Annotated in this window: 10 protein-coding genes, 1 tRNA gene and 1 other RNA gene; 9 read left to right on the forward strand and 3 right to left on the reverse strand. The window is 65.4% G+C overall.

The features are described from left to right. Positions 1-2 precede the first annotated feature (2 nt). The gene (locus M2390_RS03770) at positions 3-713 is read right to left on the reverse strand and encodes a DedA family protein (RefSeq protein WP_259177140.1); all 711 of its coding nucleotides are present in this window, start codon (positions 711-713) and stop codon (positions 3-5) included. A gap of 251 nt (positions 714-964) precedes the next feature. On the opposite strand from M2390_RS03770, the gene M2390_RS03775 reads away from it, so the two are divergent. The 3 genes from M2390_RS03775 to M2390_RS03785 all read left to right on the forward strand — a co-directional run bounded on the left by M2390_RS03775 (position 965) and on the right by M2390_RS03785 (position 9260). After that, positions 965-1306, forward strand: a complete 342-nt coding sequence (locus M2390_RS03775; RefSeq protein WP_259177141.1) for a DUF732 domain-containing protein — start codon at positions 965-967, stop codon at positions 1304-1306. Between the two features lie 130 nt (positions 1307-1436). Then, positions 1437-1895, forward strand: a complete 459-nt coding sequence (locus M2390_RS03780; RefSeq protein ID WP_259177142.1) for a hypothetical protein — start codon at positions 1437-1439, stop codon at positions 1893-1895. A gap of 219 nt (positions 1896-2114) precedes the next feature. Continuing rightward, positions 2115-9260 (forward strand): DUF5979 domain-containing protein, encoded by a 7146-nt coding sequence (locus M2390_RS03785; RefSeq protein ID WP_259177377.1) that lies wholly within the window; start codon positions 2115-2117, stop codon positions 9258-9260. Positions 9261-9320: 60 nt separating this feature from the next. Here the strand turns inward: M2390_RS03785 and M2390_RS03790 are convergent, their stop codons facing one another. Further along, positions 9321-10151, reverse strand: coding sequence for an aldo/keto reductase (locus M2390_RS03790; protein WP_259177144.1), 831 nt, complete (start codon positions 10149-10151; stop codon positions 9321-9323). A 67-nt stretch (positions 10152-10218) separates the two neighbouring features. Next, positions 10219-10303 (reverse strand) — tRNA-Leu (locus tag M2390_RS03795). 64 nt (positions 10304-10367) lie between these two features. Here M2390_RS03795 and prfB point away from each other — a divergent pair. From prfB to ssrA, 6 genes are all read left to right on the forward strand, one after another. Continuing rightward, a complete protein-coding gene (gene prfB / locus M2390_RS03800; protein WP_030148581.1) occupies positions 10368-11477 on the forward strand; it encodes a peptide chain release factor 2 in 1110 nt (369 codons plus the stop codon). Between the two features lie 98 nt (positions 11478-11575). After that, on the forward strand, positions 11576-12550 hold the full coding sequence (gene ftsE, locus M2390_RS03805; protein ID WP_259177146.1) for a cell division ATP-binding protein FtsE: 975 nt from the start codon (positions 11576-11578) through the stop codon (positions 12548-12550). Then, positions 12547-13467, forward strand: a complete 921-nt coding sequence (ftsX, locus tag M2390_RS03810; RefSeq protein WP_121686982.1) for a permease-like cell division protein FtsX — start codon at positions 12547-12549, stop codon at positions 13465-13467. The genes ftsE and ftsX overlap by 4 nt, the downstream gene beginning before the upstream one ends. Positions 13468-13565: 98 nt before the next feature. After that, the gene (gene smpB, locus M2390_RS03815; RefSeq protein ID WP_259177149.1) at positions 13566-14042 is read left to right on the forward strand and encodes an SsrA-binding protein SmpB; all 477 of its coding nucleotides are present in this window, start codon (positions 13566-13568) and stop codon (positions 14040-14042) included. A gap of 112 nt (positions 14043-14154) precedes the next feature. Further along, complete coding sequence (locus tag M2390_RS03820) at positions 14155-14892, forward strand: tyrosine-protein phosphatase (RefSeq protein ID WP_259177151.1); 738 nt, start codon at positions 14155-14157, stop codon at positions 14890-14892. A 162-nt stretch (positions 14893-15054) separates the two neighbouring features. Beyond that, positions 15055-15426, forward strand: a transfer-messenger RNA (tmRNA) gene (gene ssrA / locus M2390_RS03825). The last annotated feature ends 27 nt before the right edge of the window (positions 15427-15453 follow it).

Consider the following 15453-nt stretch of genomic DNA (forward strand, 5'->3'; position numbering starts at 1 on the left):
AACTAGGCTGCGGGAGCCTCGTCCTCGGGTGCCTGAGCGGCCCGGGCGGCCTCCTCGGCGGCCAGACGCTTGCTCTTGCGGAAGGCCATGAAGTAGTGCACGGCGGCGGGGCCGACAGACAGGGCCACGGCGGCCAGCAGGATCACGTCGATGTAGGAGCTCACGAAGTTTGCCACCGGCGGGATGTAGCCGATCAGGTAGCCGAAGTAGGTGAGGCCGGTGCCCCAGATCAGCGCGCCGATCAGGTTGTACAGGCTGTACTTGCGGTAGTTCATGTGCGATGCGCCGGCCGCAACCGGGGCGAAGGTGCGCACCACGGGCACGAAGCGGGCGATGATGATCGCCAGCGCGCCCCACTTTTCAAAGAACTTATTGGTCCGGTTGACGTTTTCGATGCTGAACAGACCGGTCTCTTTGCGCTCAAAGATCTTGGGACCGGCGCGATGCCCAATCAGGTATCCCACCTCACCGCCGATAAACGCGGCGATTCCAATCAGGATCGCGACCCACCAGATCGGCATGCCGAGACCATCGCTGGTGCCGTTGTTGCTGGTGAGGCCGGTGATGACCAGGAGGGTGTCTCCGGGGAGCATGAAGCCCACCAGCAGGCCGGTTTCGGCAAACACGATGAGGCACACGACCAGAACGGCCCAGGGGCCAGCCGCCTGCAGGATTTCGTTGGAGTCAAGCCAGGGAATGAGAGCGGTATGCATCGATGAAAGGCTCCGAATTGTTGGTGGCACACCCGCAGACGTACCGTGAAGGGACACCACGAGTCTACTGCCCGCGGACAGGCAGGACGGGCGTGACCTACAAGATCATTCCAGCGGATGACGGAAGGGCGCCCCAGACGCGACGAGCCTGGGAATGCCGTAACGATTTCCGCGCCGTCCGGGGTGCGCGCCGTGACGGTGAGTCGTCGCTCGGGGGATTAGGATACTGATTCGGAAGGGAGTTCCCGATCATGAAGCACAGGTTTGCAGTCGCGGCAACAATTGTGGCGGTGGCGCTGCTCAGCGGGTGCGCCCAGGGCCCGGCCCCGATCAACAACGGGGAGTTTTCGGCACGAGCACAGTCGCTCAAGAGCTATTCCACCCTCTCCACCGGCCGCCTGATCGAGTTCGCCCAGGACTACTGCTCGCGCCTGGATAAGGAACGCGATAATGCGGCGGGCCTGCGCAAGGTAGCCGACGAGTATAAGCAGAGCTCCCTCAGTGATGGACGCACGGCCGAGGATGTCGACTCCTTCATGGATACCGCGACCGCTCGGTACTGCCCCGACCTGGGCGAGGCGCTTACCAAGTAGGTCCGCTGGGCTGAGGGCCCTCCTCCGTCCGGGCGATGTTGGGGCCACAGAGATCAGCGTGGAGACCGAAGCGTCGGGATCCTGTTCCTCGATAGCGTGATGTTCAGTCAGTGAACACACCGGAGGAAACATGATGAAGACCGCAGGAATTTGGGCAAAAACGGGCATTGCGCTGGGGGCCGCCGCTCTCGTGGGTGTGGGCCTGAGCGGATGTGGCCTGGTGGATTCGATCAAGAATTCCACCGCCGATGCCTGGTCGGTGACCTACGCGGTGACGGTGTCCGGAGCGGGCACCCCGACCCTCCCCGCGGTGACCTTTGGCGAGGCCAAGTCTCGCGGCGAGGATACGGTCACCAAGAACCTCCCGAACCTTCCGCTGGAGGTGGATGCGACCGCCCCCGAAAGCTCGCGCTGGGAAAAGACGGTCATGGTGACCGCGACCCAGCCCGCCTCGATCGTCGCAACCCCGGGCGAGGGCCAGCGGGCAACCTGCCAGATTCTGCTGGACGGGAAGCGGCAGATCGCGGCGGTGGCCGGGGAGCCCGGTCAGCCGGTGACCTGCGAGGCAACCACCCCGAAGTTCGACTAGGTCGTGTGAGGCCCGGCGGCCCCCACGCTCCGTCGGGCCCTCCGCCCAGAAAATGACCCCTCATCTGGGGGTAATTCTCTCCCCACGCGTGAATTTCGGTTGTTTATCCCGAATCACGACTCCTATGCTGGGACCAGACTGTGCGTCTTACCAATAGGACAGGGGAGTTCGGTGGCACCGATCAGGGGACAAAAACGCTCGCGTATGCGGGGCGTGGCAATGGGATTAGGTGCGCTTCTTGCACTGGGATTTGTGTGGACGCCGAGTTCCACCTTTGCCGCGGAGGCACCCACCGCGGTGCTCGATGTGAAAAAGACCGCCTCCGCCGAGCAGGTCAAGCCCGGCGAGACGCTGACCTACACGATCGAGGTCGCCTGTTCGACCCTGACCGATGTGGGGTGTAACAATGCCGTCTTTGCGGACGCGATCCCACCCGAGTTTGAGATCCAAAACGTGGTGGTGGCCAACGCGCCCTTCCAGACCCCGATCATCGACGGGCAAAACGTCAGCGTGGTGTTCAACGAGCAGTTGAGCGAGGGCGTGATCGGTCTGATCGACAACGCTAACGCCACCATCACGATCACCGTCAAGCTGCGTGAGGATGTGCCGTTCGAGCAGAACGGAGTCAACATCCCCAACACCGCGCAGGTGACCGCGGATAACGCGAAGAAGGCAACATCAACCGCCAACGTGAAGCCGGTGCTGGAAAAGCACCTGGCCACCGATGCCACCAAGTCCTTCAGCCCCACCGCGGGGCAGGCGAAGCCCGGCACCGAAACCACGCTGACCCTCTCGGGGGCGAATAAGTCCAACGCGGGCGTGGACACCCTGAGCCTGACCGACCCGGCCGATCCGAACGCCGCGGGTAACCCGTTTGACTACCTGGCCATCACCGGGATCGACTCGGTGCAGTGGCCCGAGGGTGCCACCACCGCCACGGTGGAGTACTGGAACGGAACCGCCTGGGTGCAGGGATCGGTGGCCACCAAGCCCGGTGCCCCGAATGCACCGCCGGCCTCGGCCACCGGAATCCGGGTGACCTTCACCGGCCCGAACGGAACCACGATTCCCGCGGGGGCCACCGGAGGACTGACCCTGAAGCTCGAGCAGCGTGAGAACGTCGCCGACCTTGAGGAGAGCATCACCCTCAAAAACACCGTCGAGTCCGCCGTCACCAATGGAGATGACCGAGCGACCGACACCGATGACGCGACCTATAAGGTTGTCACCGAGCCCCTGAGTGTGGCGGCCAAGAAGTCCTTCGACCCGGATGTGGTGCTGCCCGGCGGTGCCTCGACCGTGTCCCTGTCTGGCTCGAATGCCGGAGACACCCCGCTGTCCACGCTGACCATTCGCGAACCGGCTAGCGGCGACTTCGATTCCCGCCTGGACTTCACCGGGTTCACCTCGTCGGTTGAGTTCCCCCAGGGCGCCGACACCGGCGAAATCACCCTGGTCTACCTGGACCGCGCCGGTGTCGAGCAGAGCGTCACCGTGACCCTGACCAACGGCGGCCAGTTCCCGGCCCTGCCGGTGGATTTCGGATCGCTGAAGCACTTCGAGATCACCTTTACCGACACCACCGGCGAGCCGATTATCGCCGGCGCCGAGTCGAACCTGACCTTCGGGGTCACCGCCGCCGAGGGCCTGGCCAAGGACACCACCATCGACAATGTGGTGGGTGTGACCGGCACCGCCGGCGACCAGAAGGCAGATACCACCGCTACCGACACCCTGACCCTGGATGAGCACCGGATCGAGCTGGAAACCCAGAAGAAGATCAGCCCCGGACAGATCTGGGGCACCGAGGGGGAGAAGGCCACGATCCAGCTCCCCACCACCGTGGGCAAGGGGTCCACCGCCAACGCGACTCAGATCCTGGTTAATGATCCCGAGCTGAAGGCCGACGGAACCCCCAAGGACTCGGACTGGTGGGATCACTTCCGCCCGACCGCGATCACCAAGACCGATGTGCCCCCGGGTGCCATTTTGACCGTGCGTTACTTCGACACCGTCAGTAACACCTGGGTGGTCCTGGCCGAAAACGTCGTGGGTGCCACCTCGTTCTCGATGGAGATTCCCGAGGCGGTTCGCGACCAGATCGGCGGACTGCAGTTCGAGTTCACCAGCGACGAGCCGGGCTTTGCACCGGGTGCCACGGTGCAGCCGAACATCACCACCGAGCTCAAGGAGAGCCTGGCCCCCAAGCCCGCCGGGAGCGACATCTCGGTTGAGAACTGCTCGAGTGCCTCGGCCACCGCGCCGGGTGCGACCGCGGGGGCTGCAACGGTGAACCCGTGCCCCTCGATCGAGATTCTGGCACCAACCCCGGGGGAGTATGACTTCCTCACCAAGCGCTGGATCGCCCCGGCCGACCAGATCGTGGTGGCCCGCTCCGGGGATCACGCAACCTCGCGCCTGAACTGGTCCACCGGTGGACACGGTGGCTATGAGCAGATGGTGATCGCCGACACTCGTGTGGGCAAGACCCCGAACGCCGGCCCGGCCGACCCGGTGGAGAAGACCACCTATCAGGCCTTCAACCTGGTGAAGATCAAGGCGATCACCCCGGCCATGGATCCGCTGCTGGCCTATGACCAGATCACCGCGGTGGAGCTGTGGAACGGGAGTGCCTGGGTCCCGGCCTCCGGCGCGACCGCGCTGCCCTACACCGGATCGCTGCCCGAGATTGCGCTGAACGCCGCCGAGCAGGCATCCACTCAGGGTGTGCGCCTGATCTTCGCCGAGAACACCGCCGCCCGCGAGGCCGCGACCGACGTGGATGCGCCGGCCGTCGGCTCGGGGGTTGCCCGCTCGAACGGAAACACCCGTCAGATCGACCTGGAGTGGGAGCTGCGCGACACCAAGCGGGTTCCGGCCTCTCCTGCCGTGCCCGTGCTGGGTAGCGAGCTCTACAACACCGCCGACACCGGCGACGTGAACAACATCGCCAGCGCCAGCGGCATTACCGGCGGGGCCGTGGCCGCGCACGATGAGGACTCGGACCTGATCTCGATCCTCGACCGTCCGCTCAACGTCTCCGTGAGCAAGGGCTGGAGCGGCGGACCGATCGGCATCCCGCCGGCCGGGACCCCGGAGAGCGCGTACCCCAGCGGTCGGGTGACCATCACCGCAACCAACGCAACCGTGGCCAAGGTGGACACCCTGAAGATCGTGGACCCGGCACCGGGCAGTGCAACCCAGCCGTTTGACACGTTCAACCTGGCCAAGATCGTGGGCATCACGGTGCCCGCGGGTGCCGTTGCTGCCGAATCCCTGGTGCAGCTCACGCGCGCCGGGGGTGGTATCGACGCCTACTCGATCGATCAGGCCAAGGCCCTGAGCGCGGCAAACCTGGCCGACGTGGTCGGGATCGAGGTGTCGCATCATGGACGAATCGTCTCCGCCGGCAAGTCCACCCTCACGATGGACCTGCGCCTGCGGGCCACCCACCGCGACGGTGGTGCCCCGGTTACCGTGGTGAATTCGCCGGTGCGCAACGAGGCTTCGGCCACGGTGCTTGATCCCGGTGGGGTCAACGGTATCCATGAGACCACCGCAAAGGACACCGCCCAGATTGCGCTGGCCGAGCTGAACATCGGGATCACCACCACCAAGTCGTTTGACCCCCAGGTCCAGTACGCTCAGATCCTGCCGGAGGAGCCCGGCTATGCGGATGAGCCCTGGGACTCGATCACGATGACCCTCTCGGCCCGCCCGACCGGGTCGGCCCGTCCGGCCCAGATGGTGGTCACCGATGACACCACCACCTTCTGGAACGCGTACCGGTTTGTCGACTTCGATCCCAGCTTCAAGCTCACCGCCCCCATCCTGCGCGTGCAGGTGGATGCGCTGGTCGGGGGAACCTACGACACCACCACCGGCGACGCCAATCCGCTGAGTCTGAACGGAGCCACCTGGACGCTCGGCACCCCGGCGGCCGCCCCGGTCCTGCCCGCGGGTGTCACCGCGGCCGACGTGCGCGGACTGCGCTTCACCTTCACCCGGACCGACGGCTCCCAGTGGGAGAACCCGTCGAGCCCGCGTCAGGAGATCCCGCTGACCGTGCACCGTCGCGCCTACCTGGCTTCCAACCCGGGTGTGCCGGTTCCCGATGACTCCCAGCCCTCGGCTCCGGGCGAAAAGATCAAGCCCTTCGGCGGCGGTGGTGTGTTCACCAACTCCGTCCAGGGTGAGGTCACCAGCTCGGTCAACGGTCCGGGATCACTCCCGCTGACCGCGACCCACGAGACCACCGCGCAGGCCTTCTATGAGGCCGGCGGAACCGAGATCAGCATCAAGAAGACGCCGATCGGGGCGCAGCTGCCGGGACAGGTCATCCCGTTCACCCTCACCGTGTCAAACCCGGCACCGGCGAACAGCGGTTTGGAACGAGCGATCCTCGACCCGAAGATCACCGACATCTTGCCGACCGATATCAACACCAACGATCCCACCGGGAAGCCCTGGCTGATCTTTGATGAGGACAGCGACGACCCGCGGTACGAGTTCGGTTACCAGCCCGCGGGTACCACGCCCTCGCCGAACCTGCCGATGCCCACCGATCCCGCGCAGATCACGATCACCGAGGGGAAAAACGCCGACGGTGAACCCACCAGCATCGGCTTCGCATTCCCCAAGGGTACGGTCCTGATGCCCGGGGACACCTATACGATCACGCTGAACATGATGTTCCGTCCGGGGATTTCCGCGGGGCAGCATGTGACCAACACCGTGAACGTCGAGGCCGCCCAGCCCTTCCAGTTCTGCAACGGCGAGGAGCACGAGGTCTTCTCCTGTGTGGCGGACACCGACGTGTACCCGACCGAGGTGGGGGCGCTGCGTGGACAGAAGTTTGTGAAGGCAGACGACACCGAGCTGGGTGTCACCGATGTGACCAATCCGGCCGCCGTGTGTGAGCCGACCCTGGATGAGTACTACTCGGGCAACTGCGTGCCGATCACCAAGCCGCTGGGTACCCACACCTGGCGTGAGCGCGTGCAGAACTCGGGCACCCTGGAGATGGACAGGGTGGTCACGATTGACCGTCTGCCCACCCCGGGCGACCAGGGTGCGCTCGTGCTGCTGCCGCGCGGCAGTCAGTGGGAGCCGAGCTGGACGGGGCCTGTGACCCCGGTGACCGCAGACGGTTACCGCACTCCCGAGGGCGTGGAGTACTACTACTCCTCGGCTCAGGATCCCTGTGTGGCAGACCTCTCGCCGTCCCAGACCGCGTGTCCGGATGGGGCCTGGCTGCCGCTGACCCCGGAGGTGGCCGCGACCGAGGTGAAGCACATTAAGACCGTGTTCCTCTTTGGTGAGAACCACTTCCGTCCCGGCGACGTCCTGGGCTACACGTTCCAGACCCGCACGCCGGCCTCCTCGCCGGTGGCGACCTCGGACACCGTCGCCTGGAACACCATCGCGATCGGTGCTCAGACGGTGACCTCGACCGGCACCCGAATCGGCTCGGTTCTGCCGACCGAGGGACGCCGGGTGGGTGTCGCGCTCGCCACGGGCCCGCTCGCGGTGCAGAAGACGGTAACCGGCGACGCCGCGGCGTTTGCTCCCGAGACCTTCGAGCTGCAGGTGCTCTGCACCGTGGGGAAGGGGACCGCGCTGGAGACCGTGCTGCCCCCGGTCACGGTGACCGTCGAGGGCGGCAAGCCGGTTACCCTCGAGGAGCAGTTCCCCTACGGGGCCGAGTGTGTGCTCGCCGATGTGCCCGGAGCCAACGGCGAGAGCTCCTCGCTTGAGGGTCCCGCGGTGACCATTGGGCGCACTGCGAGTCTACTTCCGCTGGCCACACTGACCAACGTCTACAGCCTCACCTCGCTTGAGGTGACCAAGACCGTGACCGGCGCGCTGGATGAAAACGGTGACCCGGTGGATTACGGATCCTTCCCCTTCGAGGTGTCCTGCACCTTCCTGGGCAAGCCCGTGGTGGCCGACGGATTCGAACTCTCCCCGATGGCGTTCAGCCTGACCGATGGGAAGCGCCGTACCCTGAGTGGCCTGCCCGTGGGCAGCGAGTGTGAGATCACCGAGACCGATGCGCACGGCGCGGATGTTTCGGTGACCACTCCGGGCGAGGATGGTCCGGTCACCACCGAGGGGGCGACCGCCACGGTCACCCTGACCGCGGATGAGGCACCGACCCGGGCCGCCCTGGTTCGCTTTGTCAACAGCTTCCCGCTGGGTGCCATCGACCTGTTCAAGCGGGTCGAGGGTGAGGGCGCGGCGGCCGTGGACGACGGCACCGACTTCGTCTTTGAGCTCACCTGCCGGGTGGGATCGGATGTGGTTTATGACGGCGCGCTGCACCTGACCAAGGCCGAGGCCATCGCCGGCAAGCACGTCACGGTGGACACCCTGCCCGCCGGTGCCCGCTGTGAGCTGGACGAGACCGACAGCGGTGGTGCTAGCACCACGGTCATCACCCCGGACACCAAGGCCGCGGCGGTCTCGGTGGGAACCCTGCGCGAGCCGCTGCAGTTCACCGCGATCAACACGTTTGCCGCCGGGGACCTGCTGGTGACCAAGGAGATCACCGGACCGGGTGCCGAGCTGTGGGGGACCGGACCGTTCGAGGTCGCGCTGGCCTGCACCCTGGACGGTGCGGCGATCGCGATTCCCGAGGGAGCCACCCGCGAGCTGAACGTCGAGAACGGCTTCGAGACCGACTTCACCGGTCTGCCGAGCGGTGCCGCGTGTGAACTCACCGAGTCCGCGACCGGCGGTGCCACCACGAGTGAGATCGTGGATGCCGACGGGGAGGCGGTGACCGAGCCGGTGATCATCGGATCGGGATCAACCGTGGCGCTGCGTGTGATCAACACCTTCGAGGTGGGTGGCATCACCGTCACCAAGACGGTCGAGGGTGACAACGCCGCGGCCGCCGCCGATGCTCAGTTCCAGGTGGAGCTGGTCTGTACCCTCGACCGAGACGGCGTCAGCACCGCGCTGACCATCCCCGAGGGCGCGACCCGCACACTGTCCGCCGCGACCGGGCTGAACGCCGCCTACACCCAGCTGCCCACGGGCGCCGTGTGTGAGCTGCGCGAGACCGTAACCGGCGGTGCCAATGCGAGCGCGATCACTCCGAACGCCGGTGATCCGGCCGTGGGTGTGGCGATCATCGGCTCGGGCACCAGCGTGGCCCTGAGCGTGGTCAACACGTTCACCAAGGATCCCAGCATCACCCCGCCGGGCCCCGGCACACCGGGAACCCCGGGCGGCGAGCTGAGCGGCACCGGCGCCAACCCGCCGTGGGGCTGGCTGATGGCCGCGCTGGGTCTGCTGCTCGGCGGCACACTGCTGGGCATCCGGCAGATCCGTCGCCGCGGAACCGGTGACCTCGCCTAGGTAATACACAAACGGCGGGCGGTGGAGATGATCTCCACCGCCCGCCGTTTTGCTTTGGGGCTAGAACTCCTCGTAGACCGCCGGGTCCTGGTCGCCCAGGCGGCCGTCGGGGCGGCCGAGGGCGGTGATCAGGGCGATCTCCTCGGTGGAGAGTTCGATGTGGGCGGCGGCGATGTTGAGTCGCTGACGCTCGGGGCTGGCCGAACGGGGGATCGGGACCACCCCGCGGGCCACGTGCCAGGCCAGCACAATCTCGGCCGGGGACACATCGTGTCCGGTGGCGATGCGCTCGATCACCGGATCGGCGGTCACCCCGTTGCCGCGGCCCAGCGGACTCCACGCCTCGGTGACGATGCCGCGCTCGCGGTGGTAGGCCACGGCCGACTCCTGCGGGAACCACGGGTGCAGCTCGATCTGGTTGACCACCGGACGCACCCCGGTCTCGGCCTCCAGCCGCTCGATGTGCTCGGGCAGGAAGTTGGATACCCCGATGTGCCGGATCAGCCCGCGCTCGCGGGCATCGATCAGGGCCTCCCACGCCTCGACGTATTTATCCACGCGGGGGTTTGGCCAGTGGATCAGGTAGAGGTCGATGTGATCGAGGCCGGTGCGGAACAGGCTCTCCTCGATCGTGAACGTGGCCTCGGCCCGGGCATGGCGGCGGCCGGGCAGCTTGCTGGTGACGATGAACTCGTCGCGGGGGATCCCCGCGGTACGCACCGCGCGCCCCACGGTGCCCTCGTTTTCATAGTTGAAGGCCGAATCCAACAGGCGGTACCCGGCCTCAAAGGCCGAGTGCAGGGACTCGATACCGGCCAGGCCGTGTGCACGTCCGGTACCAAATCCGATCGGGGGAAGCGAAAGCTCTGAGAAACTCAACGACGCTGTCATTCACCCATGCTACCCACCGGGCCACGCATCGGGTCAAGAGGAGATCCCCACGGGGACCATCAAAAACTGGTGCGCAAGGCGGGACTTGAACCCGCACGCCCGAAGGCACAGGAACCTAAATCCTGCGTGTCTGCCAATTTCACCACTCGCGCTTGTTTCTCCAGTGTAGCGTGCGGGCATGCACGCGCGGTGCAGGCCCGGCTAGGATGGGTCCATATGTTAGATCTTGACCTGAGTGCCGAAATCGCCGCGCTGCGCAGCACCTTTGCGACCATCAGCGACGTGCTGGACCTTGACCGTCTGCGCGCGGAAATTGCCGAGCTCAGCGAGCAGGCCGGTGCGCCCGACCTCTGGGACAACCCCGATGAGGCACAGAAGGTGACCAGTGCGCTGAGTCACAAGCAGGCCTCGCTCGGGCGTGTCACCCGGGTGGCCAACGGGCTGGATGATCTTGAGGTTCTGATCGAACTGGCCAACGAGGAGGGCGACGAGGCCTCCGCCGCCGAGGCGCGTGCCGAGCTGGAAAAGCTGCGCACCGCGATCGGTGACCTCGAGGTGCAGACCCTGCTCAACGGTGAGTTCGATCCGCGTCCCGCGGTCATCACCATCCGGGCCGGTGCCGGGGGAGTGGACGCCGCCGACTTCGCCGAGATGCTGCTGCGGATGTATCTGCGCTGGGCCGAACAGCACAAGTATTCGGCCACCGTGCTCGACACCAGCTACGCCGAGGAGGCGGGCATCAAGTCCGCCACCATCGAGATCGACGCCCCCTACGCCTTCGGCACGCTGAGCGTCGAGGCCGGCACCCACCGCCTGGTGCGGATGAGTCCCTTCAACTCCGCCGGTAAGCGCCAGACCAGCTTCGCCGCGGTCGAGGTCGTGCCGCTGATGGAGGTTACCGAGTCCATCGACATCCCCGACAACGACATTCGCGTCGACGTCTTCCGCTCCTCGGGCCCCGGCGGCCAGTCGGTGAACACCACTGACTCCGCCGTGCGGATCACCCACCTGCCCACGGGTATCGTGGTGAGCTGCCAGAACGAGAAGTCGCAGATCCAGAACCGTGCGGCGGCCATGCGGGTGCTTCAGTCCCGCCTGCTGCTGGTGCAGCGCGAGCAGGAGAACGCCAAGAAGAAGGAGCTCGCCGGCAACATCACCGCGAGCTGGGGCGACCAGATGCGCTCCTACGTCCTGGCGCCGTACCAGATGGTCAAGGACCTGCGCACCGACTACGAGGTGAACAACCCGAGCAACGTGTTTGACGGCGACCTCGACGGCTTCATCACCGCGGGCATCCGCTGGCGCAAGAGCGCCGACCGCGACTAGTCCCGCCCGCCCAAAAGGGTCCCCGAAACCCGAGAGTGTGACCCCTCTTGGCGTGTCAGCGCGCAAAAGCCCAGCGGCATGCTTAGGCTCGAAACGTCATGATTCGCTATGAGAACGTCACCAAAATGTATCCCGGGTCCAAGCGACCCGCGGTCGACGGGATCGACTTCGAGGTCGAGCGCGGGGAGTTTGTGTTCCTCGTGGGCGCCTCCGGGTCGGGAAAGTCCACCTGTCTGCAGCTGATCCTCAAGGAGGAGCGGCCCACGTCCGGCACCATTCACGTGCTTGGAAACGACCTGGGTTCGATCTCGAACCGGAAGGTTCCCTACTTCCGTCGGCAGCTGGGCGTGGTGTTCCAGGACTTCCGCCTGCTCCCCAACAAGACCGTGTACCAGAATGTGGCCTTCACGCTGCAGGTCATCGGCAAGTCCCGCGGGTTCATCCAGGAGGCCGTCCCCGACGTCCTCAAGATGGTGGGCCTGGATGGCAAGGGTGAGCGCTACCCCCATGAACTCTCCGGTGGTGAGCAGCAGCGTGTGGCCATCGCCCGCGCCGTGGTCAACAAGCCCCCGGTACTCCTGGCCGATGAGCCCACCGGTAACCTTGACCCCGCCACCAGCGCCGGCATCATGCAGCTCCTGGAACGCATCAATGCCGGCGGAACCACCGTGGTGATGGCTACCCACGAGGCGGGCATCGTGGACAAGATGCGCCGTCGCGTGATCCAGCTGCACGAGGGCAAGGTTGTGCGAGACGAGCGTTCCGGCGGATACGGCAACACCGGTATCGTGCCCGAGCTGCGTCCGCAGGAGGTCAAGGGTGAATCCGCCCTGGCCGCCCAGGCAGCCGTGGCCTCCGAGGCTGCCGCCGCCGAGCTGGAGACCCGCGCCCAGCCGATCATTCCGGCCGTTCCGGTCACGCCCGCGGCTCCGGCCCACACCTCGGCGATCACCCTGCCGCAGGTCGACACCGACGATGCCGCCGATCACCTCGGCATCGCCGAGAGCCTCGGCCTGCGCCGCGATGGTGACCAAATGGGAGAAGACGAGCAGAACGTGGGGCCGGTTAAATGAGAATGTCGCTGATTTGGGGCGAGGTTTTCACCGGCCTGCGCCGCAACCTGTCGATGGTGGTTTCGATCATCCTGGTGACCTTCATCTCGCTGACCTTCGTGGGGGCCGCCGCCCTCATGCAGATGCAGATCGGTCAGATGAAGGGCTACTGGTATGACCGTGCCCAGGTGGCCATCTACCTCTGCCCGCAGGACTCGCTGAGCGAATCCTGCGCCGGCGGCGCGGTCACCGACGACCAGCGTAAGGGCGTCGAGGACGCACTGAAGTCCGCGGCCCTGGCCCCGGTGATCGAGAAGTTCTACTTCGAGTCCAAGGATGAGGCGTATAAGCGCTTCCAGGAGAAGTTCGCCGGTAACGAGATCACCAAGTACGTGACCCCGGACCAGCTGCAGGAGACCTACTGGGTCAACCTGAAGAACCCGGCCCAGTCCAACGTCATCTCGGAGGCGTTCTCGAGCGTCCCCGGTGTGGAAGAGGTCACCGACCAGCGCAAGTATCTGGACACCATCTTCTCGGTCCTGAACGTGGCCTCCTACACCGCGATCGGCATCGCCGCGCTGATGCTGATGGCCGCCGTGCTGCTGATCGCCACCACCATCCGCCTGTCGGCCTACTCGCGTCGCCGTGAGATCACGATCATGCGTCTGGTGGGTGCGTCGAACAGGTTCATCCAAACACCCTTCATCCTTGAGGGGGTGATCTCCGCCTTCATTGGGTCCCTGCTCGCGGGCGGAGCGATCGTCGCGATCGTGCACTTCTTTGTGCAGGGCTACCTCAAGGACAATGTGCCGTCCTCGATGTCCAACCTGGTCGGGCTGGGAGACGCGTTTATCGTGGTTCCCGCGCTGATCCTGGTGGGCATGATCCTGGCCGCGCTCTCGGCGAACTTCGCGATCAAGCGATACCTGAAGGCGTAACTTCCGGTCCCAACCGGATATACTGATGGGCTGCCCGGGTTTCCCGGGCAGCCCGAGTCATTTACCGGGCCCAGCTGTGCCCAAAGAAGGAGAACACCGTGCCCAAGGAACGTGGTGAAAAAGTTGTCGCAACCAACCGCAAGGCGCGCCACGATTACCTGATCGAGGACACCTTCGAGGCGGGGATGGTGCTCACCGGCACCGAGGTTAAGTCGTTGCGGATGGGACGCGCCTCCCTGGTGGACGGCTATGCCTTTGTGGAGGGGAATGAGATCTGGCTGGATGCCGTCCACATTCCCGAGTACTTCCAGGGCAGCTGGAACAACCACAGCGCCCGACGGAAGCGCAAGCTGCTGCTGCACCGCCAGGAGATCAACAAGATCTCGCATAAGGTGGCCCCCGGCGGATACACGATCATCCCGTTGAAGATCTACTTCAACAACGGCAACGCCAAGGTGGAGATCGCGATCGCCAAGGGTAAGAAGGAGTACGACAAGCGTCACGCACTGCGTGAGCGTCAGGACACCCGTGAGGCCGCCCGCGCAATGGCGACGCGAAACCGCCTGGGCGAGTAGTGCTTTGATTTTGCGGCGATCCTCGGAGACGAGGGTCGCCGTAAGACGTGAGGGGCCGGACATTGTCGGCAAAATCCTTGCACCCTCGGGGCTCACACGCCAGGATATTGGTATGACCGCATCCTCAGCATTGCCCGTGCCCGGTACCGTCAACTTTCGTGATCTTGGGGGCTATCCGGTCCCCGGCGGTCACACCCGTACCGGCGTCATCTATCGCTCCGATGCCCTCCACAATCTGGGGGAGGCCGGACGTGCGGCGCTGACCGAGCGCGGGATCCACTCGATCATCGACCTGCGCGATGAGCCCGAGCGCGCTGCGATGCCCGACGACGTGGAGGGTCTGGGCTTCCAAGACCTGCACCATGCGGTGTTTGAGGGATCGGTGGATGCCGCGGCGACCCCCGGACTCGGGCTCGGCGACCTGTATCGGGCGATCCTGTTCCGCCACACCGATGTCGTGCGGGCGGTGTTGACCGAGCTCGCCGAGCCGGCAACCACCCCGGCAATCATCCACTGCACCGCGGGCAAGGACCGCACCGGCGTGCTCAGCGCGCTGGTGCTGCTGACCGTGGGGGTCGACCGCGAGGACGTCCTGGACGACTATGAGGCCACCCAGGCAAACCTGGCCGGGGCCTGGGCCGAACATATGACCGAGATGGCGCGCAGCCAGGGCATCGAGGTGACGCCGCAGCTGCTGGGGATCATGACCGAGAGCCCGCGGGACGTGCTCGCATCGGTCCTGGTTGACCTCTATGCGGTCCCCGGTGGACTCGAGGGATACCTCGACTCGGCCGGCGTGGGGTCCGAGATTCGCGAGCGTTTGCGCGCGCTGCTGGTCGAACAGGACTAAGCCGCGCGAGGCGTTCGCCTGCGCGGCTGATCGCCTGGCGCGAACGTGGTTCCCCACCCGGGCAATCCCGGATATACTGGGGACATCCCTTCGGGGTTCGCGGGCTTCGGCTCCTGATAATTCAACAGCGTGTGACATGACCCATTCTTCGTGAATGTGCATGGGGATGATCGGTTTCGACATTGCCTGTGAAACTGCGAGAAGCGGGTCGAGGATTCAGGGTTATCTCGTTAACGATCTCTGAAAAACCAATAAGTGCCAACTCTAAGCGCACTGACTTCGCCCTCGCTGCCTAAGCGAGCCCGAATAGTCCGTCAGACCGGGTTTGTTTCCGCCCCGGTTCCTGGCGTCATTTAGGAAACTTGCTGTGTGCCGACGCCTGAGCGGTACGCGGGACTAATACTCTGGCTGGGCCTGTCAACCTAACCGCCTTCGGTAAAGGTTGGGGCCGAGAAAACGTTTTCGAAGGATACACCCGTAGAAGACGCAGAATTGCAGCAGTGGACCGGGGTTCAATTCCCCGCATCTCCACCATCGGTCATGTCACACGCTGGCGAAGAG

It is taken from the genome of Mycetocola sp. BIGb0189, from assembly GCF_024810155.1.
Lineage (GTDB): Bacteria > Actinomycetota > Actinomycetes > Actinomycetales > Microbacteriaceae > Mycetocola > Mycetocola lacteus.